General features: G+C 40.2%; 21 protein-coding genes and 1 pseudogene. 15 read left to right on the top strand and 7 right to left on the bottom strand.

Features of this window, described 5'->3' with window-relative positions:
• Positions 1-22: 22 nt before the first annotated feature.
• Positions 23-418, top strand: coding sequence for a ribosome-associated heat shock protein Hsp15 (gene hslR / locus O3746_RS08275; protein WP_049364707.1), 396 nt, complete (start codon positions 23-25; stop codon positions 416-418).
• Positions 419-456: 38 nt separating this feature from the next.
• On the opposite strand, the pseudogene O3746_RS08270 reads toward hslR, so the two are convergent.
• The 3 genes and pseudogenes from O3746_RS08270 to aphA all read right to left on the bottom strand — a co-directional run bounded on the left by O3746_RS08270 (position 457) and on the right by aphA (position 3530).
• Positions 457-1014: pseudogene (locus O3746_RS08270) on the bottom strand (TIGR00645 family protein).
• A gap of 82 nt (positions 1015-1096) precedes the next feature.
• Entirely contained in the window at positions 1097-2707 is a 1611-nt protein-coding gene (gene rmuC / locus O3746_RS08265) for a DNA recombination protein RmuC (RefSeq protein ID WP_049364708.1), read from the bottom strand.
• A 115-nt stretch (positions 2708-2822) separates the two neighbouring features.
• Complete coding sequence (aphA, locus tag O3746_RS08260) at positions 2823-3530, bottom strand: acid phosphatase AphA (RefSeq protein WP_014064597.1); 708 nt, start codon at positions 3528-3530, stop codon at positions 2823-2825.
• Between the two features lie 221 nt (positions 3531-3751).
• Here aphA and hslV point away from each other — a divergent pair, with 221 nt between their 5' ends.
• Both hslV and hslU read left to right on the top strand, forming a co-directional pair.
• A complete protein-coding gene (gene hslV / locus O3746_RS08255; RefSeq protein WP_049364709.1) occupies positions 3752-4282 on the top strand; it encodes an ATP-dependent protease subunit HslV in 531 nt (176 codons plus the stop codon).
• Between the two features lie 9 nt (positions 4283-4291).
• Positions 4292-5626, top strand: coding sequence for an HslU--HslV peptidase ATPase subunit (gene hslU / locus O3746_RS08250; protein ID WP_049364710.1), 1335 nt, complete (start codon positions 4292-4294; stop codon positions 5624-5626).
• Positions 5627-5704: 78 nt separating this feature from the next.
• Here the strand turns inward: hslU and slyD are convergent, their stop codons facing one another.
• The 3 genes from slyD to rraB all read right to left on the bottom strand — a co-directional run bounded on the left by slyD (position 5705) and on the right by rraB (position 7592).
• A complete protein-coding gene (gene slyD / locus O3746_RS08245) occupies positions 5705-6343 on the bottom strand; it encodes a peptidylprolyl isomerase (protein WP_049364711.1) in 639 nt (212 codons plus the stop codon).
• Positions 6344-6387: 44 nt separating this feature from the next.
• Positions 6388-7101: an SIMPL domain-containing protein gene (locus tag O3746_RS08240; RefSeq protein WP_049364712.1), complete on the bottom strand. Its 714-nt coding sequence runs from the start codon at positions 7099-7101 to the stop codon at positions 6388-6390.
• A gap of 62 nt (positions 7102-7163) precedes the next feature.
• The gene (rraB, locus tag O3746_RS08235) at positions 7164-7592 is read right to left on the bottom strand and encodes a ribonuclease E inhibitor RraB (RefSeq protein WP_049363970.1); all 429 of its coding nucleotides are present in this window, start codon (positions 7590-7592) and stop codon (positions 7164-7166) included.
• Between the two features lie 205 nt (positions 7593-7797).
• On the opposite strand from rraB, the gene truD reads away from it, so the two are divergent.
• From truD to proS, 6 genes are all read left to right on the top strand, one after another.
• Entirely contained in the window at positions 7798-8820 is a 1023-nt protein-coding gene (gene truD / locus O3746_RS08230) for a tRNA pseudouridine(13) synthase TruD (protein WP_049364713.1), read from the top strand.
• Positions 8820-9560 carry a 5'/3'-nucleotidase SurE gene (surE, locus tag O3746_RS08225; RefSeq protein WP_049364714.1) on the top strand — a complete coding sequence of 247 codons (741 nt, stop codon included), beginning with the start codon at positions 8820-8822 and terminating at the stop codon, positions 9558-9560. The genes truD and surE overlap by 1 nt, the downstream gene beginning before the upstream one ends.
• A gap of 51 nt (positions 9561-9611) precedes the next feature.
• A complete protein-coding gene (locus tag O3746_RS08220; protein ID WP_049364715.1) occupies positions 9612-10187 on the top strand; it encodes a YqaA family protein in 576 nt (191 codons plus the stop codon).
• Positions 10188-10203: 16 nt separating this feature from the next.
• Positions 10204-10392 carry a hypothetical protein gene (locus O3746_RS08215; protein ID WP_371448566.1) on the top strand — a complete coding sequence of 63 codons (189 nt, stop codon included), beginning with the start codon at positions 10204-10206 and terminating at the stop codon, positions 10390-10392.
• Between the two features lie 23 nt (positions 10393-10415).
• Positions 10416-11648: a murein hydrolase activator NlpD gene (gene nlpD / locus O3746_RS08210; protein WP_371448564.1), complete on the top strand. Its 1233-nt coding sequence runs from the start codon at positions 10416-10418 to the stop codon at positions 11646-11648.
• 96 nt (positions 11649-11744) lie between these two features.
• Positions 11745-13460, top strand: a complete 1716-nt coding sequence (gene proS, locus O3746_RS08205) for a proline--tRNA ligase (RefSeq protein WP_371448562.1) — start codon at positions 11745-11747, stop codon at positions 13458-13460.
• Positions 13461-13525: 65 nt separating this feature from the next.
• Here the strand turns inward: proS and deoC are convergent, their stop codons facing one another.
• Complete coding sequence (gene deoC / locus O3746_RS08200; protein ID WP_371448560.1) at positions 13526-14200, bottom strand: deoxyribose-phosphate aldolase; 675 nt, start codon at positions 14198-14200, stop codon at positions 13526-13528.
• A gap of 108 nt (positions 14201-14308) precedes the next feature.
• Here deoC and O3746_RS08195 point away from each other — a divergent pair, with 108 nt between their 5' ends.
• From O3746_RS08195 to O3746_RS08170, 6 genes are all read left to right on the top strand, one after another.
• On the top strand, positions 14309-14812 hold the full coding sequence (locus O3746_RS08195; RefSeq protein WP_049384628.1) for a protein disulfide oxidoreductase: 504 nt from the start codon (positions 14309-14311) through the stop codon (positions 14810-14812).
• Between the two features lie 52 nt (positions 14813-14864).
• A complete protein-coding gene (gene rfaD / locus O3746_RS08190; protein WP_049384627.1) occupies positions 14865-15788 on the top strand; it encodes an ADP-glyceromanno-heptose 6-epimerase in 924 nt (307 codons plus the stop codon).
• Positions 15789-15886: 98 nt separating this feature from the next.
• Positions 15887-16930: a lipopolysaccharide heptosyltransferase II gene (gene waaF / locus O3746_RS08185; RefSeq protein WP_049368100.1), complete on the top strand. Its 1044-nt coding sequence runs from the start codon at positions 15887-15889 to the stop codon at positions 16928-16930.
• Positions 16927-17832 carry a DMT family transporter gene (locus tag O3746_RS08180; RefSeq protein ID WP_049364722.1) on the top strand — a complete coding sequence of 302 codons (906 nt, stop codon included), beginning with the start codon at positions 16927-16929 and terminating at the stop codon, positions 17830-17832. The genes waaF and O3746_RS08180 overlap by 4 nt, the downstream gene beginning before the upstream one ends.
• Entirely contained in the window at positions 17829-18782 is a 954-nt protein-coding gene (gene rfaC / locus O3746_RS08175; RefSeq protein ID WP_049368101.1) for a lipopolysaccharide heptosyltransferase RfaC, read from the top strand. Before O3746_RS08180 ends, rfaC begins: the two co-directional genes overlap by 4 nt.
• 165 nt (positions 18783-18947) lie before the next feature.
• Entirely contained in the window at positions 18948-20072 is a 1125-nt protein-coding gene (locus O3746_RS08170; protein WP_049368102.1) for a porin, read from the top strand.
• Positions 20073-20218 lie beyond the last annotated feature (146 nt).

Below are 20218 nucleotides of genomic sequence, written 5' to 3'. Positions count from 1 at the left end.
AGTGAGAGAAATAGGAAGAGTTATGGCTGAAAATAATGAAGTACGATTAGATAAATGGCTTTGGGCGGCGCGTTTTTATAAAACCCGTAGCATTGCGAAAGCAATGATTGAAGGGGGTAAAGTCCATTACAACGGCCAACGTACAAAAGTGAGTAAAACCGTCGAAGTTGGTGCGATGATTAAACTTCGCCAAGGTAGCGACGAAAAAGAAATTGAAGTGATTGCTTTAAGTGATCAACGCCGTGGCGCCCCTGAGGCCCAATTACTTTACCAAGAAACGGCACAGAGTGTGAAAAAACGCGAAGAAATGGCATGGGCAAGAAAAAATAATGCACTGTCTATGCCACATCCTGATCGTCGTCCAAACAAAAAAGAACGTCGAGATTTATTGAAATTTAAACACCAAGATGAGTTCTAGAAAATAAAAGTGCGGTCAATTTGACCGCACTTTGTGTATTAATGGTTTTTGTGGCTTGTACTGTAGAGGATTTTGTCGGTATAAGCCATCGCAATCGCTGAAATCAAGAAAGCAAAATGAATAATCACTTCCCACATAATCGTTTTTTCAGGAATTTTTGAGGCATTCACAAAGGTTTGCAATAAGTGAATAGACGAAATGCTGATAATTGACATAGAAAGTTTAACTTTCAGCACGGTCGCATTCACATGGCTCATCCATTCAGGTTGATCCGGATGATTTTTCGTGCGTAGTTTTGAGACGAAAATCTCATAACCGCCTAATGTCACCATCACCAATAAGTTCGCAATCATCACTACATCAATGAGATTGAGTACGGCGAGCATAATGGTGTCTGCATCCATTTCATTAACATTGGTGATGAGATACCACAAGTTTTTCATAAACTTGTAGGCATAGATACCTTGTACGACAATTAAACCTAAGTAAATAGGCACTTGTAGCCAACGACTCGCAAAAATTGTTTTGCTTAGAAAACTGGTTTATTCGTTATATTTTGCACATGGATCCGTGATTTCTTTTTGTTCTGTCGCCATAAAATTCCCCACAAATAAAAAATTTAAATAAAAAAGCGGCAAGAAAATAGCCGCTTTTAAAGAAAAATTCAACAGGGATGCTTTATTTTACCCCGTTCTCGGTAGTGATAAGGGATAGGCGCGTTAAGTCCACGTCATTATTGAGTAATTCAACGTTTGGCATGCTCTTGTTAGCTTTCGCTGACAAGTCTTTAAAGCGTTCCACTTTCCCCACTAAACCTTGTTGCCCCACAAGGGCGGTGACGGTGCTGTTGTATTGATTGCTCACAGTGGAAAGGGTATTCCCCAGTTTGTTTAAACGTTCTGCCACCAGGCAAATCTGGTTGTAAATTTCCCCCGCTTTTTCTGCGATTTCTTTCGCTTCGGCGTTGCCTCGTTCGATACGCCATAAATTCGCCACTGTGCGTAAAATTGGCATGAGGGTCGTGTGCGAAACCATAATCACATTTTTCTCGTAGCCATAATTAAATAGACTTGGATCTAATTTTAAGGCTTCAATATAAGCGGGTTCCACTGCAATGAACATCAAGACAAAATTAGGACTGCGCATGCCAATCAAATTGCTGTAATCCTTGCGGTGCAAGTCATCAATGTGATTTTTCAGGGCTTTAATATGCTCCCTTAGTAAACGCTCACGTTCGAATTCATCCTCAGAATTGACCGCACTTTCGTAAGCATTCAATGACATTTTGCTATCGATGATAATATTTTTCTCATCAGGTAAATTGAGCACAAAATCAGGATAGTTTCGACCGCCTTGTTCATCTTTAAAATGGGCCTGCGCACTGTAATGCACGTTTTCAATGAGTCCCGCAAGTTGAAGTGCGCGTTCAAGTTGCACTTCTCCCCAGTTGCCTAAGGTTTTCTTTTCCCCTTTTAGCGCAGAAGTTAAATTATTGGCCTCTTGCGACATATTTAAGCCAATTTCCAACACCTTTTTAATTTCCGCTTCTAAGCCCGCATTACCTTTCACCGATTCCGAATGGATTTCATTGACCCGTTTTTGAAAGCCTTCGATTTGTTCTCGGAAAGGCTTCAACAAGGTTTCCAATGCCGTTTGATTGGTTTGATTAAAGGATTGGCTTTTTTCTTCCAAAATGCGGTTGGCCAGATTTTGGAATTCTACGCCTAGTTGTTGTTTGGATTGTTCAATATGCTGTTGCTGTTCGGCAAAATGCTTTTCTTTTTCGGAAAGGGTGGTTTTCAACTCCGTTAATTCTTGTGAAAGTGCGGTCAATTTTTCCTGCGTTTTTTGCTGCTCTTGTTCTTTTCTAAGCACATTTTCTTGCGCTTGTTGTAATTGACCTTGTAAGCTTTCGGCTTGTGCTGACGCGATCCCAAAGCGTTCTTTTAATGCGGTAATTTGTCCGCCAATTTGATCGTGTCGGAGCTGTTCTTCATCCAATTCTTTTTCTAAATATTGGATTTTTTCATCACGTTCATTAAGGCGAGTTTGCAATCCTTCCGCATGAGTTTGTGCTTTAACGGCTTGTTGTTCTAATTGATTTTTGACCACACTTAAGGAATCAAAACGCTCAGCCAATTGATTGTAATCGTCGATGGTTTTATTGAGATCTTGTTGTAATTCTTGCGTATCTCGTTTGCTACGGCTTAATAGAAAAAGCATCACAATACTGATAAAAACCAGCACGGCAATGATAATTAAATATTGATTAGACGTGAGTTCTGACATAAATAGGCTCCTAGAAACGCAAAAATTTTAGCATATTCCTAGAAACTTTTTAAAAATTAAGATGGTTAATCAGATAAGAAAAGTGCGGTCAAAATAACCGCACTTTTTAGGAAGATTAGTAGTTTGAGTTAATCAATACTTCTTCACCGTAGCCACCAAGGGTTGGCATTGGTTGATAAGTGGAGTTAGCAGCACGCATTAAACGAATACCACGAATACCCGCTTCTTTTGCTGCGAGGATATCGTCATCGCTGTCACCATAGTGAATACTCACTTTGTGCTCAATAATACCTGGTGTTTTGTTATATTTAGTTGGAAGTTTGCGACCGCCCATGAATTCTACAGGGTGCATGTCTTTAATATTAAAGGCTTTTTGTAGCACTGGTGTCACACCATCTTTATCGCCCGCTGTACGACCGGTAATGAAATAAATTTGGTCACCACGTGCTTGGTGCATATTAATTAAATCCACCGCAATTTGTTTTGGAATAGAATATTGGTCACAACCTGCATTCACTTCATTCCAGAAATCTTGATTTTTTAAATAATCATTTTTACCTGGAGAGTATTTTTCTTGGCCGTGATAGAAACAAGGGCTACTGAAAAGTACAGTATCGTCAATGTCGAAGCTCACATTAATGGGTGCTTTACCTTCCAATTCTTTTTTCAACTGCTCAACAGAGATCCAGTGAATCGGTTTTTGCTCTGTCATTTCACGAGCATTCGTACCTTGTTCAGTGTAAGGTTCTTTGTTTGATGCAAAAGTAGAGACTGCGCTTGCCGCTAAAATTGCAATGGCAGAAAGTTTAAGTAAATTTTTCATGTTTTCCTCATTAAGTAGTTTGTTTTACTTGTAACAAATCATATTCCTTTAAAATAAAGGTGTAAAATAATAGCAATCGTTTGCTATTTAAAAAGGTGATCTTTGTCACATTTTTTTTGAGATGGTTGTTTAATAAAACATCAAAGAAAAATTTCCCCTTGAATTTGGTGGAATCGATCGCCATATAACGAGTAACTTTTCTTAAAAGAAGGATAAAAAGAATGACAACAATTGTAAGCGTACGTCGTAATGGCCAAGTAGTTGTTGGGGGCGATGGACAGGTTTCACTAGGCAATACAGTGATGAAGGGGAATGCCCGCAAAGTACGCCGTTTATATAATGGCAAAGTTCTAGCCGGTTTCGCAGGCGGCACAGCTGATGCGTTCACTTTATTTGAATTATTTGAGCGTAAATTAGAAATGCATCAAGGGCATTTGTTAAAAGCCGCGGTGGAATTAGCCAAAGATTGGCGAACCGATCGTGCGTTACGCAAGTTAGAAGCGATGCTGATTGTGGCGGATGAAAAAGAAAGTTTAATCATTACCGGTATTGGTGATGTGGTACAACCGGAAGAAGATCAAATTCTTGCTATCGGTTCCGGCGGTAATTATGCGTTGTCGGCCGCTCGTGCATTGGTGGAAAATACCGATTTATCAGCACGCGAAATTGTGGAAAAATCTTTAAAAATTGCCGGTGATATTTGCGTGTTTACCAATACAAATTTCACTATTGAAGAATTACCGAATAAATAAGGAAAAATTATGTCTGAAATGACCCCTCGTGAAATTGTTTCCGAATTAGATCAACATATTATCGGCCAAAAAGAGGCGAAAAGAGCAGTTGCGATCGCGTTGCGTAACCGTTGGAGAAGAATGCAGTTGCAAGAACCACTTCGCCATGAAGTCACCCCTAAAAATATTTTAATGATTGGACCAACGGGCGTGGGTAAAACCGAGATTGCGCGTCGTCTTGCAAAATTAGCTAATGCACCATTCATTAAAGTGGAAGCAACCAAGTTCACCGAAGTGGGCTATGTGGGGAAAGAAGTGGATTCCATTATCCGTGATTTAACGGACAGTGCGATGAAATTGGTTCGCCAACAAGAAATTGCGAAAAATCGTGCGAAAGCAGAAGATGCGGCGGAAGATCGTATTTTAGATGCATTATTGCCCCCACCGAAAAATCAATGGGGTGAAGTCGAAAACCACGACACCAACAGCAGCACTCGCCAAGCGTTCCGTAAAAAATTACGTGAAGGACAATTAGACGATAAAGAAATCGAAATTGATGTGTCTGCAGGCGTTTCAATGGGTGTGGAAATCATGGCACCTCCAGGCATGGAAGAAATGACTAATCAGTTGCAATCCATGTTCCAAAGCCTGGGTTCGGATAAAACCAAAAAACGCAAAATGAAAATTAAGGATGCATTAAAAACCTTAATTGACGATGAAGCGGCCAAATTGATTAATCCGGAAGAATTGAAACAAAAAGCCATCGATGCCGTTGAGCAAAATGGTATCGTGTTTATTGATGAGATCGACAAGATCTGTAAAAAAGGCGAATACAGTGGTGCCGATGTTTCTCGTGAAGGTGTGCAACGTGACTTATTGCCATTAGTGGAAGGTTCAACTGTTAATACGAAACACGGGATGGTGAAAACCGATCATATTCTCTTTATTGCATCGGGCGCATTCCAAGTGGCGCGTCCATCGGATTTAATCCCAGAGTTGCAAGGTCGTTTGCCGATTCGTGTTGAATTATCAGCATTAACGGCAGAGGATTTTGAGCGTATTCTAACTGAGCCAAATGCGTCTTTAACGGAGCAATATAAAGCGCTTATGGCGACAGAAGGCGTGAGCATTGAATTTACACAAGATGCCATTAAGAAGATTGCCGAAGCTGCATTCCGAGTGAATGAGAAAACGGAGAATATCGGTGCAAGACGTTTACATACCGTTATGGAACGTTTAATGGATAAAATCTCATTTGATGCGAGCGATATGAACGGACAAACCGTGAATATTGATGCGGCTTATGTGAGTGAGGCATTAGGCGAAGTGATTGAGAATGAAGATTTAAGTCGATTCATTCTGTAATGAAAGTTTAGATAAAGAAAAAGTGCGGTTATTTTTAACCGCACTTTTTCTATCTCTAGTTTTATCTCTAGATTAAGATTAGTGACCGCCGCAACCACAGCCTCCATGACCGTGTCCGTGATCATGATCGTGTTTATGACCACCGCCACAGCAACCACCGTGTCCATGATCGTGATCATGGTGATGATGACCGTGACCGCCGCAACCACAACCGTGACCATCTTCGTCATCATGATGGTGGTGGTGATCATGTGCGCCATGTACGTGACCGTGAGCAATTTCTTCTAATGTTGCTTCACGAGTGCCAACAACTTCCACAGTGAAGTGTAATTCTTGACCCGCTAACATATGGTTACCATCAACTACCACTTCATCGCCATCCACTTCCGTGATCACAACAGGAACCGGGCCAATATCTGTGTCAGCTAAGAAACGCATACCAACAACGACTTCATCAACGCCTTGGAATACATCTTTTGGTACACGTTGAACCATATTTTCATTGTATTCGCCGTAGCCTTCTTCAGGTTGAACACGCACTTCAAATTTGTCGCCAACTTCTTTACCTTCTAAGGCATTTTCAAGACCAATGATTAAGTTATTGTGGCCTTGTAAATATTCTAATGGTTGATTTGCTGGTGCTTCATCAACTAATACACCGTCTTGAGTACGTACTTGGTAAGCAATACTCACAACCGTATTTTTTGCTACTTTCATATTGTTTTCCTTATTAAAAAAATCGTCATTCATTGTATAGAAAATTATTCTTTAAGCAATGCAATTCGCGCATTCACACTGACTTTAATTTTCTCTTTACCACTTTGAGTGTAAGTTTCATCTTTTTCATCCGAGTAAGATAAACTTTTTGCCATCATTGCCCCTGCGGCATAAGGGCGAAAATCATTCGCGGAATCATTGGCAGAAGACACATCAAGGCTTTGTGTGTGATAACCTTTCATCTGCAAAGATTCTTGAATTAATAGGGCTTTATCTTTAACTTTTGCTAAAGCTTCTTTGGTTAATTCTTTTTCTAAGCTATTTAATTTCTCACGTGAAACAGAAGCGCTTACGCGATCAATGGCTAATACGCCATCTAATTCATGTACTAAGGTTGATAATGCTTGAGAATCTTTACTTTCTAAGGTTAATTCTGCACGCGCAATCCAGCCTTGTTGTTTGCCTTTATTGTCATAGCGAATCCAGGTATTGCGAGAATTATCTTTAATTTCAACCGCACTTTGTGCTTTTGCTAACTCAATGGCTTTATTCATTTTTTCTGCCATGGTTTTATTGAGCGCGGATAAATCATTGCCTTCCGCTTGGTAAAAAAGAGACACTTGCAATAAATCGCGTTCTACCTCTCTTTCAGCTTCAACACTAAAGCTGACATCCGTTGGCTGATGAGATACGGGCTCTGCTGCAAAAGAAGTGATAGGCAAGGCAAGTAATGCTAAAGAAAGCGCTTTGAGTTTCATTGTTTCATTCCTATTTGGGTAAGATAAAAATTAAGGGCGGTTTAACGCGCCCTTTGTTATTATTAATGTAAACGTTCGTTGTCGTCTTCGACATCTTCATCGTCAAAAAATTCGCCATCATCGCCGTATTCATCATCTTCCGCATTCGGATCTTCAAAATACGTGCCCCAGCCATCATAAATACCTTTGTATTTTTCCACTAATGGCAGAATTTCTTTTTGCTGTGCATCGATAATTTCGGGCTTTAATTCTACTTCACTGATGATGTCAAAGCAGAAAATCACCTTGCCATTTTCATCTTCAAATTCTTCTGCTTCTGACACTTCATAGCCTGCTTTGAAAGCATCCACGGCAATTTTTTCTAATGTATCAAAATCATAATGAGCGATGTGATGTTCGATAATATAAAGGGCATCCGGATCGCTGCCGTCATTTAATAAATCCGTAATGATTTCACGGGTTTCTTCTTGGAGTTCGTTAAAGTTCGTCATAAGGCATTCCTTTTGTCAGAAAAAGTGCGGTCATTGTAGGGGATAAAGATGAAAATGTCGCTAAAAATTTATTCTCATTTCAGTTTGCCTTGAGGGGGCGGAAAGGTTAAAATTCTGCGCGAATAAATTGTGCTTAACATGCCCAGCTGATCACGCTATTTATTGCAGCGAAAAAGTTGGGCTTTCTTATTTTAGAACGAAAAAAATGGTCAAACATCTCCCTTATTTCACCTTAAAAACACCGCCAAAATCAACCGCACTTTTAAAGCAAGCGTTCTCTGATTTTATTGTTAAAGAAGATCTTGGCTATGAAATGTCAGGCGAAGGCGAATTTGTGGCGGTAAAAATCCGTAAAACTGATTGTAATACGTTGTTTGTGGGCGAAAAACTTGCCAAGTTTGCGGGTGTTTCTGAGCGAAATATGGGGTATGCCGGTTTAAAAGATCGTCATGGCATTACGGAACAATGGTTTTGTTTACAAATGCCGGGGAAGGAAACGCCAGATTTTAGCCAATTTAAGTTGGAAGGCGTCGAGATTTTAGACGTCACTCGCCACAATCGTAAAATTCGTACGGGGAGTCTTCAAGGAAATGACTTTGAGATTTTATTGCGCGGTGCAAAAGAAAGTGATGAGTTGAATGAACGCTTAAATTTTGTGGCGAAATATGGTTTCCCTAACTACTTCACTGAACAACGTTTTGGGCGTGATGGGCATAACCTGACTCAAGCGATTCGTTGGGCTAAAGGGGAGATTAAGGTCAAAGATCGTAAAAAACGCAGTTTTTATCTTTCAGCAGCTCGCAGCGAAATTTTTAATTTAGTTGTAGCAGAACGAATTGAACAAAATGTGGCAGATCAGGTTCTAAGAGACGATATTGTGCAATTAAACGGATCGCACAGTTGGTTTAAGGCTGATGAAAATGAAGATTTAGTGGTCTTACAGCAACGTTTGAACGAACAAGATATTTTGCTCACTGCACCTTTAATTGGCGAAGAAAATTTATCTGCAAGTGCGGTCGAAAATAAAGTCGTTTTGGAACATCAGATTTTCCAAGAATTAATGAAACAAGAACGAATGAAAGCTGCTCGCCGCCCTTTATTAATGCAGGCAAAAGATTTCCATTGGACGTTTGTTGAAGAAGGATTGAAACTCTCATTTTATTTGCCGGCGGGGAGCTATGCCACTGCATTGGTGCGAGAGTTAGTGAATATTAAGGAAGAAGAATAATGCGAATTTTAGTCAGCAATGATGACGGTTTTCATGCCGAAGGGATTCAAGTTTTAGCAAAAGAATTACGCAAAATTGCCGATGTGGTGATCGTTGCGCCCGATCGTAATCGTAGCGCGGCATCAAGCTCATTAACGCTTGTTGAGCCACTTCGCCCGCGTCATTTAGACAGTGGTGATTATTGCGTGAATGGCACACCGGCTGATTGTGTGCATTTGGCACTAAACGGTTTTTTATCTGGACAAGTGGATCTTGTCGTATCAGGCATTAACGCGGGTTGCAATATGGGGGATGATACGATTTATTCAGGTACTTTGGCTGCAGCATTGGAAGGCCGACATTTAGGGTTGCCAGCTATTGCGGTATCTTTAGATGGTCGTTTGCATTATGAAACAGCGGCTCGTGTAGTGTGTGATTTAATTCCGAAATTACATCCTCAATTATTGAATAAACGCGAAGTGATCAATATCAATGTGCCAGATTTGCCTTACGAAGAGCTTAAAGGCATCAAAGTCTGTCATTTAGGTTATCGCTCATCCGCTGCAGAAGTGATTAAACAAGAAGATCCTCGTGGCGAAAATATTTATTGGATTGGCCCGTCAGGCTTGCCAGAATATGATGGTGAAGGTACAGATTTCCATGCGGTAAAAAATGGTTATGTTGCCATTACGCCAATTCAAGCGGATCTTACTGCTCATCAGTCAATTGCTGCTTTACAAGATTGGCTGGAAAGTGAATAATGTGCCGTTTTGAAACGAATTTTCCCTATTGAAGCAATAAAGGATAAGTGAATGAATATTTTTGGTGCGATGTATGATAAAACAATGCAATGGTCAAAACATCGCTTTGCCGTGTTTTGGTTATCCTTTGTGAGTTTTATTGAGGCCATTTTTTTCCCTGTTCCACCGGATGTGATGTTGATTCCGATGTCAATGTCAAAACCGAAAAGTGCATTTCGTTTTGCACTTTATACCACGATTGCTTCGGTTGTCGGTGGAATGATTGGTTATGCTATTGGTTATTACGCCTTTGATTGGGTGCAAGGCTATATTCAACAATGGGGATACCAAGCTGCTTGGGAACAGGCCATGGCGTGGTTTAAAGAATGGGGTATTTTAGTGGTCTTTGTTGCCGGTTTTAGTCCTATTCCTTATAAAGTTTTCACCATTTGTGCCGGCGTGATGCAAATGGCATTTATCCCCTTTGTGATTACTGCGTTTGTGTCGCGTTTTGCTCGTTTTATTTTAGTGGCAAAACTCGCCGCATGGGGCGGAGAAAAATTCGCCGCGAAATTACGTAAATCTATTGAAATCATTGGTTGGAGTGTGGTTGCTCTGGCTGTGATTGCTTATCTTATTTTAAAATAACAGGATGACCTTTTTTATGAATAAATTACTCTTAATTATCTCGAGTGCATTGCTGATTTCAGCTTGTACAGGAGAACCACAAAAACAAGATCCCGATACATTACCTAATGGTATTATGCAACCTGTAGAAGGAACGGGAGCGGTTGCCGGTGGTAGCTTTATGCCGGAAATTGAAAAGAATTCGATGCCAAATCAAATGAAATAAATTTAATGTTAAAGGAAGAATAAATGAAAAAATCGTTTTTATTGCTCCCTGTGAGTATCGCTATTTTAACGGCTTGTAGTTCAAATAGCCCTGCGCCAATTGAAAATGTAGATGGCACACTCTCTCCGGGTGTAATGCAACCTGTTGATAATAATTCAAGTGGTACATGGCAGCCAGAAATCCAACAAAATACGATGCCAAATACCATGGGCAATAGTGTGCCAACGGGAACTCAAACACCACAACCAAGTTTCCAACCAACTTATCAACCGGTTCAACAACCTGCTGCAGCACAGCCTAAACCAACGCCAGCTCCAGCACCGGTTCAACCACAGACTAAAACAGTAACCAAAACGGTTTCTGATTGCACCAGCTCTGGCGCAATCAATGTGCCGCGTAATCCAAATACCAATGCGCCGGATTACAGCCAAATTCAAAAAGGTTCATACAAAGGAAATACCTATAAAGTAAATAAAGGCGATACCATGTTCTTAATCGCTTACTTAACCGGTATGGATGTAAAAGATTTAGCGAGCATGAACAATATGAAAGAGCCTTATAGCTTAAGTGTGGGCCAAACGTTAAAAATTTCAAATTGTTCAACTAAAACGGTTACCACGACTGTACCAGTGAAAACGACGGCACCAACTGCACCAACAGCTCCAGCTGAACCAGAAGTGACTTATACACCAGGTGCGAATGGTACTCAAATTGGCTCTGATGGTACGGTAATTGGTCCAATTAAATCAGGTGTTGCTACAGGTGGCGCATCAACACCAGCGTTTACCAACAATACATCTAGCACACCGGTGACAACGACAACGCAAGAGGAAACCACAAATAATACACCAGTTAATGCGAACGTTGTGGCACCAGTTGCATCAAATGTGGCATGGCAATGGCCAACACAAGGTAACGTGATCCAAGGCTTCTCTAACTCTGATGGTGGTAACAAAGGGATTGATATCAGTGGTTCTCGCGGCCAAGCAGTTAAAGCTGCTGCGAGTGGTCGTGTAGTGTATGCGGGTAACGCATTACGAGGCTATGGTAACTTAATCATCATCAAACATAATGATGATTTCTTAAGTGCTTATGCACACAACGACAAGATCTTAGTTAGCGATCAACAAGAAGTGAAAGCGGGTCAAGAGATTGCGAAAATGGGTAGCACAGGGACAAATGCTGTGAAACTTCACTTCGAGATCCGTTATAAAGGTAAATCTGTGGATCCAGTTAGATACTTACCGAGAAGATAATCTTTTCACAGAAAAAAAGTGCGGTTAAAAATGACCGCACTTTTTGTTATACTCTCACCAATTTTTTCTCAATGCTTAGAATCTAAGGTTAATTCAATGCGTACAAGTCAATATTTATTCTCAACATTAAAAGAAACCCCAGCTGAAGCAGCTATTGTGAGCCATCAATTAATGCTTCGAGCAGGGATGATTCGTCCTCTTGCTTCAGGTCTTTATAACTGGATGCCAACAGGCTGGCGTGTGCTTCGTAAAGTAGAAAAAATCATCCGTGAAGAAATGGATAAAAGCGGCGCACTTGAAATCAAAATGCCAGTCGTGCAACCAGCAGAATTATGGGAAGAGTCAGGTCGTTGGGAACAATATGGTCCAGAATTACTTCGTTTTGAGGATCGCGGAAACCGTAACTTTGTATTAGGTCCAACACACGAAGAAGTGATTACGGATTTAGTTCGTCGCGAAGTGTCATCATACAAACAACTTCCGATTAACTTATACCAAATTCAAACTAAATTCCGTGATGAAGTGCGTCCTCGTTTCGGTGTCATGCGTTCGCGTGAATTTATCATGAAAGATGCGTATTCTTTCCATGCGGATCATGCTAGTTTGCAACAAACGTATGATGTGATGTACCAAACTTATAGCAATATTTTCAATCGCTTAGGTTTAGATTTCCGTGCAGTACAAGCGGATACCGGTTCTATTGGTGGTAGTGCCTCACATGAATTCCAAGTGTTAGCAAACAGCGGTGAAGATGATGTGATTTTCTCTACGGAATCTGATTACGCTGCAAACATTGAATTAGCGGAAGCGGTAGCGATCGGTGAACGTGCCGCGCCAACGAAAGTGATGGAATTAGTTGATACACCAAATGCAAAAACGATTGCAGAGTTGGTGGAACAATTCAATTTGCCAATTGAGAAAACGGTCAAAACCTTAATCGTAAAAGGGGCAAGTGAAGAGCAACCGTTAGTAGCATTAGTAATTCGTGGTGACCATGAATTAAATGAAATCAAAGCGGAAAAATTACCTGAAGTGGCTTCACCATTTGAGTTTGCGGATGAAGCTGTTATTAAAGCAAAAATTGGTGCAGGTGTTGGTTCATTAGGCCCTGTTAATCTCAATATCCCAGTGATTATTGACCGTTCAGTGGCATTAGTGTCTGATTTCAGTGCAGGTGCAAACATTGATGGTAAACATTACTTCAATATCAATTGGGAACGTGATGTAGATTTACCAAAAGTGGCGGATATTCGTAACGTGGTTGAAGGTGATCCAAGCCCAGATGGTAAAGGTACCTTATTGATTAAACGTGGTATCGAAGTAGGCCACATTTTCCAATTAGGTAAAAAATACTCAGAAGCGATGAACGCAACTGTTCAAGGTGAAGATGGTCGTCCAATGGTCGTAACTATGGGATGTTACGGTATTGGTGTGACACGAGTGGTGGCTGCGGCGATTGAACAACATTTTGATGATCGCGGTATTGTATGGCCGACAGATGAAATTGCACCATTCACTGTAGCCGTTGTTCCAATGAATATGCATAAATCTGAAAGTGTTCAAGAATATGCCGAAGAATTGTACCGCACTCTACAAGCACAAGGTGTAGAAGTGATCTTTGATGACCGTAAAGAACGCCCAGGTGTGATGTTTGCTGATATGGAACTTATCGGTGTGCCACATATGGTGGTGATTGGTGAGAAAAATCTCGCAAACGGTGAAATTGAATACAAAAATCGCCGCACTGGTGAAAAACAAATGATTGCAAAAGAGCAGTTGTTAGATTTCTTGAAAGGACAAATTAAAGCTTAATTTGATCCTTTGATATGAAAAAAGGAGATTGAGGCACACACTTCAATCTCCTTTTTTATTATTGATTAGTAATTGCTTGAGGTATTATCAGAAACACCCGTTACAATCGCAATGCCTGCGCTTGCACCAATTCGAGTAGCTCCCGCTTCAATCATCCCTAGTGCGGTTTGAGTGTTACGAATACCGCCAGAGGCTTTCACACCGATGTTACCCACCGTTTTTTTCATTAAAGCCACATCTTCTACGGTTGCCCCACCTTTATTGAAACCCGTTGAGGTTTTAACGAATGCCACACCCAACGCTTTACAGATTTCACAGGCTTTTACGATTTCTTCTTTAGTGAGTAAGCACGTTTCTAAAATTACTTTAAGCGGCACACCATGACAAGCGGTTAATACAGCTTGAATGTCGTCTTTTACGGCATCCCATTGATTTGATTTTATCAAGCCGACATTAATCACCATATCGATTTCACCCGCACCCGTTTTGATTGCTTCTTGGGTTTCAAACGCTTTGACAGAGGATAAGTTAGCGCCAAGTGGAAAACCGACTACGGTACAAATTTTGACGTTTGAGCCAGTGAGTTTTTCTTTGGCTAAAGGAATATAGCCTGAATTAATGCAGACTGAATAAAAGCCGTATTGAATGGCTTCATCACAGAGCTTAAGAATATCCTGTTCTGTTTTTTCAGCAGTAAGGGCCGTGTGATCAATATATTGTGCTAATTGTTTACTATCCATATTTTTCTCCTTATTAAATGATGGGGTTATCATAGCAAAATATCTGTAATTTTGACCGCACTTTTCTGATCGATTACAATCCTTTTATCCTAGATCATGGAATTTGTTGTGAAACTTAAAACCTTATTAAAAAATGCGATTTCGCTCTTGCTGACGTTGATTATCGTGAGCAGTATTCTTGATTTTATTCGTAAACCTAATATTCCGCCTGAAATCAATGCAACGGCACTTTATGATTTACAGGGAAATGCCTTCTTTTTACCCCAATTAGATCAAGCTAAGCCGACGATCATTTATTTCTGGGGAAGTTGGTGTGGTTATTGTCGTTATACTTCTCCAGCGATTAATTCACTTTCAGAAGAAGGCTATCCCGTAGTCTCTGTCGCACTACGTTCGGGGACAAATAAGGACGTGGAGGATTATTTACAAACCCATCACTATCAGTTTACAACGGTGAATGATCCTCAAGGCAAGATTGCGGATCAATGGCAGGTGAATGTGACACCGACGATTATTATTTTAAACAAAGGAAAAATGGATTTAGCCACAACGGGTTGGACAAGTTACTGGGGCTTAAAAGTGCGGTTGTTTTTCACAGAGTTTTTTGGCTAAGCGGCACAAAATCTATTACAATACACAGACTTATTTTAAAGAGGACAGAATTATGATTATCGTAACAGGTGGCGCCGGCTTTATCGGCAGTAATATCGTTAAAGCATTAAACGATATGGGACGCAAAGATATTTTAGTGGTGGATAACTTAAAAGACGGGACTAAATTCATTAACTTAGTGGATCTTGATATCGCAGATTACTGTGATAAAGAAGACTTCATTGCGTCAATTATTGCAGGTGATGATTTAGGCGATATCGATGCGGTATTCCATGAAGGGGCTTGCTCGGCGACCACTGAATGGGACGGTAAATACATCATGCATAATAACTACGAATATTCAAAAGAGTTATTGCATTACTGCTTAGATCGTCAAATTCCGTTCTTGTATGCATCAAGTGCGGCGACTTATGGCGACAAAACTGAATTCCGTGAAGAGCGTGAATTTGAAGGCCCATTGAATGTGTACGGTTATTCTAAATTCTTATTCGACCAATATGTGCGAGCGATTTTACCTGAAGCAAAATCACCAGTATGTGGTTTCCGTTATTTTAACGTGTATGGTCCGCGTGAAGGCCACAAAGGTTCAATGGCAAGCGTGGCATTCCACTTAAATAACCAAATCCTGAAAGGCGAAAATCCAAAATTATTTGCAGGTAGTGAACACTTCCGCCGTGATTTCGTTTATGTAGGTGATGTGGCACAAGTTAATATTTGGTGCTGGCAAAATGGCATTTCGGGTATCTTCAATTGTGGTACTGGCAATGCAGAATCTTTTGCGGAAGTGGCAAAAGCAGTGATTAAATTCCATGGTAAAGGTGCAGTGGAAACTATTCCATTCCCAGAGCATTTGAAATCTCGCTATCAAGAATATACGCAAGCTAACCTTGAGAAACTTCGTGCAACTGGCTACGACAAACCATTTAAAACCGTAGCGGAAGGTGTGGCTGAGTACATGGCGTGGTTAAATAAATAAAAATATTGAACAAATAATGTCGTTCAATACTAGAAAATGAATAAAGTGCGGTTAAAATTAGTCTTATTTTTAGCCGCACTTTTGTTATAAGGTCAAGCATGAATATTTTAATTATCGGCCCGTCTTGGGTCGGCGATATGATGATGTCGCACAGTTTGTATCAACAACTCAAACTGCAATATCCCCATTGCCAAATTGATGTGATGGCACCGAATTGGTGTAAACCGCTTTTAGCCCGTATGCCTGAAGTGCGTCATGCCATTGAAATGCCGCTTGGTCATGGTAAGTTTGCCTTGTGTGAACGTTATCGTTTAGGTAAGGCATTACGCAATCAATATGATATGGCAATCGTATTACCAAACTCGTTGAAGTCAGCCTTTATTCCCGCCTTTGCAAAAATTGCGGTGCGTCGTGGTTGGAAAGGGGAAAGTCGTTATTTCTTACTTAACGATTTACGCAATAACAAACGTGATTACCCAATGATGGTGCAACGTTATGTCGCGTTGGCCTTTGAGCAAAATACGGTACTGAAAGCGGCAGATATTCCTGTTCTAAAACCTTATTTAACCGTTGACCCAACTCAACAAGCGGAAACCTTAAAAAACTTTGAAAAACAGACCGCACTTTTAGGTGAACGTCCGATTATCGGGTTCTGTCCCGGAGCTGAGTTTGGTCCCGCTAAACGTTGGCCACATTATCATTATGCTAAATTGGCCGAAATGCTGATTGAAAAAGGCTATGCGGTAGAATTATTTGGTTCACCAAAAGATGTGGAAGCAGGAGAGCAAATCCGCAATGCGTTGCCAGCAGAACTGCAACCGTTTTGTTTAAATTTAGCGGGACAAACGAATCTTAATCAAGTGGTAGATTTAATTGCTAACTGCACAGCAGTGGTGAGCAATGACAGCGGCTTAATGCATATTGCGGCAGCCACAGATCGCTCATTGGTTGCGCTTTATGGCCCAACGAGTCCAATTTATACGCCACCATTATCAGATAAAGCCGTGATTATTCGTTTAATTGAAGGCGATTTAATTAAGGTGCGTAAAAGTACAGATAGCTCAGAAGGGTATCATCAAAGTTTGATTGATATTACACCAGAAATGGCATTAGAAAAATTAGAGGCATTATTAGCAAAATGAACCCTCTCCGCATACACTTACAATTAATCGGAATGGCTATTTTATGGGGGGCATCTTGGCCTTGGGGGCGGGTGGTTGCCCAAGCTATGCCGACATTTGTTGCCTCCAGTTTGCGATTTTTCTTTGCGATTATTCCGCTCATGATTTGGTTATATGCGGCAAATCGCTTCAAATATGCGAAACAACTAAGAGCGAATCAATGGATAGGGTTGTTTGTGACTGCCTTTTTCGGTGTTTTTGCCTATTCCACGTTTTTTATCTGGGGACTGAAATATCTTCCTGCGGGGCAAGCAGCCGTGATTGTAGCAACAAACCCTGTTTTCACGACGCTTTTGGCAATTTTTTTATTTAAAGAAAAATGGAATCGATGGGTAATACTCGGAATGATTATTGCCATGAGTGGATCGCTATTGGCTCTCACAAAAGGGAATTTTTTACAGATGATGGATTCATTTGGCTTTGGGCAAATATTATTAATTGGGGCGCTAATTTGTTGGGTCGTTTACACCTTATTGGCGAGAAAAGTACTCGCGGGAATTGATTCGCTCACCGCAACCACCTTATCTTCTATTTTTGGTTTTTTATTGTTATTTATGAGCGCGTTATGCGTGGAAAGTGCAGACGATTGGCTTACGGTACTGAATTTATCTCAAGGCGAATGGATCAGTTTGCTTGGACTCGCATTTGGTGCCACAGTATTAGCCTATGCCTGGTATTTTGATGGGGTGAAATACTTAGGGGCAGGTAATGCCTCAGCTTATATTATTCTTGTGCCGATTTTAGGAATTTTATTCTCAGCGGTTTGGTTGAATGAACAAGTGGATTCATCCTTAATTATTGGGGGTATTTTAGCGGTGTCAGGTCTCGGTATTATGCACTGGGGAAGAAGGTTAATTAAATGAAAGTATGCGTGATCAAAACGTCTTCTATGGGCGATGTAATCCATACTTTGCCGGCATTGACTGATGCGCAGCGTGCTATTCCTAATCTCTCCATTGATTGGGTGGTAGAAGAGAATTTTGCCGAAATTCCACATTGGCATTCTGCAGTGAAGCAAATCATTCCAATTGCCTTAAGACGTTGGCGAAAATCGCCTTTTTCGATTCAGACCAAAAACGAGTGGAAATCTTACCGCACTTTATTGCAAGCCAATCAATATGATGCCGTGATTGATGCACAAGGTCTTTTTAAAAGTGCCTTTTTTGCAACACGCTTAGCTAATGGCATTAAACATGGCTATGATCGCAAAAGTATCCGTGAGCCGATTGCCTCATTTTTCTACGATAAAAAATACACTATTTCCTATCAACAACATGCGGTAGAACGTATTCGTCAACTTTTTGCGCAAGCCTTATCTTATCCATTACCGAAAGAAAAAGGGGATTATGACATTGCTCGACATTTCATTTCCGAAGATTCTATCGAACCTTATGTGATCTTTTTTCATTCTACGACAAGAGATGAGAAGCATTGGCCAGAACGAGAATGGCGAAATTTAATCGAAAAACTGACCGCACTTTCTGTTCAAGTCCATTTACCTTGGGGAAATGAAAAAGAAAAGGCAAGAGCAGAGCGATTAGCCGCAGGTTTATCTCATGTAGTCGTTTTGCCTAAGCTTTCATTGAATGAATTGGCTGGACAAATTGCCAATGCGAAAGCCGTGGTATCGGTAGATACAGGGCTTGCCCATTTGACAGCCGCACTGGATAAACCGAATATAACGCTTTATGGTGCAACTGATCCGACCTTAATTGGCTGTTATGGTCAAAATCAGCATTATTTAACGGCGAATACAATGGAAAATATTACTTCAAGCCAAGTGTTTTCTACGCTAAATTTATTAATTAAATAGGCGATAAAATAATCAAATATGTATTTATCTGGATTGATTTTCGTCAAAATATTGCCTATTTTCTGATAGTTAGCAAAATTTAAGGTTGACCATTTAGGTTGTAGTGTATAAACTGCAAAAAGTTCAATTTTTTAATAAACTTCATTAAATAATAGGGAAAGCGTTATGAAAAAAACACTTCTTGCTTTATCTGTGGCTGCATTAGCAGCAGGTTCTGCACAAGCTTATAATTTCCACATTGACCAAACTGGTACTGATGTTGATTTTTACGGTTCTTTACGTGTTAAATGGGAAAGCACTTCTAACAAAACTAACTATGTAAATGGTGATGTAACTAAAGAACACATCAACCACGCAGTAGATAACAATGGTTCACGTTTTGGTATTAAATTAAAACAAAGCTTAGGTGGGGATTTCTACGCTTTAGGCCGTGCGGAATGGCGTATGCGTGGTGATGCGCCTTCACAACATGATTTTGACCATGTTTATACTCGCCAACTTTATGCTGGTTTTGGCCACAAACAATTCGGTGAGTTAACTTACGGTAATATGACAACTATTACTGATGAAGTAACACAAAGTGATTTAGCAAATACTTATAGCTTGACTGATGGTTTATTAGAGACTTCAGCTCGTCGTGTAACACAATATGTTTATAATGGTGACTATGGTTCAAATAAAGTGAAATTTGGTGCGTACTACGGCGGTTCAAGCAAACGTAACATCAAAAACGTAGATTTAAAAAATAACCGTAAAAACACTTGGGGTACAGGTCTTATCTTTGATCATGAAATTGATAGTATCCAAAATGTAACTGTCGCAGCAGGTTTCACTCGTGAAATCTCTGAAAATGCTAACAAAACAGCATATTACAGCAATGCTTACGCTTTAGGCTTAGCATATAACTTTGTTCACACTACTTATGGTTTAGACTTTGCTCACAAAGATACTAAAAATAAAGATGGTGCAGGTAACAAAGTAAAAAATAATGAAGTGACCGCAGTAATTCGCCAAGGTTTAAATGAAGACTGGAATGTATATGCAATGTATTCTTACAAAACTGAGAAAACTTTACCTGTAGGTTCTGCATATTCAAAATCAACAGATCGCCAATTCTTAGTGGGTACTGAATACTATGTGTATAATCAAGGTTCATTAAAAGTGAAACCATTCTTAGAATGGCAAGCTACTCGTACTAAATACGAGAATACCTTCGATAAAGACTCAGGTAAACAGCTTGATCGTAGCCGTGACTTCAAAACTGTTATCGGTTTACGTGCATACTGGTAATTTATCAGTTTAATCTTATAAAACGAGCGGATAGTGAAAGCTATCCGCTTTTCTTTTTGGCTTGTAATTTTGATTTTCACCCCCATAATACTGCACAGGCACGAAGTGCGGTAACAAAACGACATCTTTTTTGAACGTTTTAGATT

The organism is Haemophilus sp. 27098_8_127 (assembly GCF_041433495.1).
Classification (GTDB): Bacteria; Pseudomonadota; Gammaproteobacteria; order Enterobacterales; family Pasteurellaceae; genus Haemophilus_D.
This window is presented reverse-complemented; position numbering and strand designations above follow the sequence as displayed.

Excerpts from the sequence above, each read along its gene's own strand:
- hslR (WP_049364707.1), top strand. The coding sequence starts at position 23 with ATGGCTGAAAATAATGAAGTACGATTAGATAAATGGCTTTGGGCGGCG.
- rmuC (WP_049364708.1), bottom strand. The coding sequence starts at position 2,707 with ATGTCAGAACTCACGTCTAATCAATATTTAATTATCATTGCCGTGCTG.
- aphA (WP_014064597.1), bottom strand. The coding sequence starts at position 3,530 with ATGAAAAATTTACTTAAACTTTCTGCCATTGCAATTTTAGCGGCAAGC.
- hslV (WP_049364709.1), top strand. The coding sequence starts at position 3,752 with ATGACAACAATTGTAAGCGTACGTCGTAATGGCCAAGTAGTTGTTGGG.
- hslU (WP_049364710.1), top strand. The coding sequence starts at position 4,292 with ATGTCTGAAATGACCCCTCGTGAAATTGTTTCCGAATTAGATCAACAT.
- slyD (WP_049364711.1), bottom strand. The coding sequence starts at position 6,343 with ATGAAAGTAGCAAAAAATACGGTTGTGAGTATTGCTTACCAAGTACGT.
- O3746_RS08240 (WP_049364712.1), bottom strand. The coding sequence starts at position 7,101 with ATGAAACTCAAAGCGCTTTCTTTAGCATTACTTGCCTTGCCTATCACT.
- rraB (WP_049363970.1), bottom strand. The coding sequence starts at position 7,592 with ATGACGAACTTTAACGAACTCCAAGAAGAAACCCGTGAAATCATTACG.
- truD (WP_049364713.1), top strand. The coding sequence starts at position 7,798 with ATGGTCAAACATCTCCCTTATTTCACCTTAAAAACACCGCCAAAATCA.
- surE (WP_049364714.1), top strand. The coding sequence starts at position 8,820 with ATGCGAATTTTAGTCAGCAATGATGACGGTTTTCATGCCGAAGGGATT.
- O3746_RS08220 (WP_049364715.1), top strand. The coding sequence starts at position 9,612 with ATGAATATTTTTGGTGCGATGTATGATAAAACAATGCAATGGTCAAAA.
- O3746_RS08215 (WP_371448566.1), top strand. The coding sequence starts at position 10,204 with ATGAATAAATTACTCTTAATTATCTCGAGTGCATTGCTGATTTCAGCT.
- nlpD (WP_371448564.1), top strand. The coding sequence starts at position 10,416 with ATGAAAAAATCGTTTTTATTGCTCCCTGTGAGTATCGCTATTTTAACG.
- proS (WP_371448562.1), top strand. The coding sequence starts at position 11,745 with ATGCGTACAAGTCAATATTTATTCTCAACATTAAAAGAAACCCCAGCT.
- deoC (WP_371448560.1), bottom strand. The coding sequence starts at position 14,200 with ATGGATAGTAAACAATTAGCACAATATATTGATCACACGGCCCTTACT.
- rfaD (WP_049384627.1), top strand. The coding sequence starts at position 14,865 with ATGATTATCGTAACAGGTGGCGCCGGCTTTATCGGCAGTAATATCGTT.
- waaF (WP_049368100.1), top strand. The coding sequence starts at position 15,887 with ATGAATATTTTAATTATCGGCCCGTCTTGGGTCGGCGATATGATGATG.
- O3746_RS08180 (WP_049364722.1), top strand. The coding sequence starts at position 16,927 with ATGAACCCTCTCCGCATACACTTACAATTAATCGGAATGGCTATTTTA.
- rfaC (WP_049368101.1), top strand. The coding sequence starts at position 17,829 with ATGAAAGTATGCGTGATCAAAACGTCTTCTATGGGCGATGTAATCCAT.
- O3746_RS08170 (WP_049368102.1), top strand. The coding sequence starts at position 18,948 with ATGAAAAAAACACTTCTTGCTTTATCTGTGGCTGCATTAGCAGCAGGT.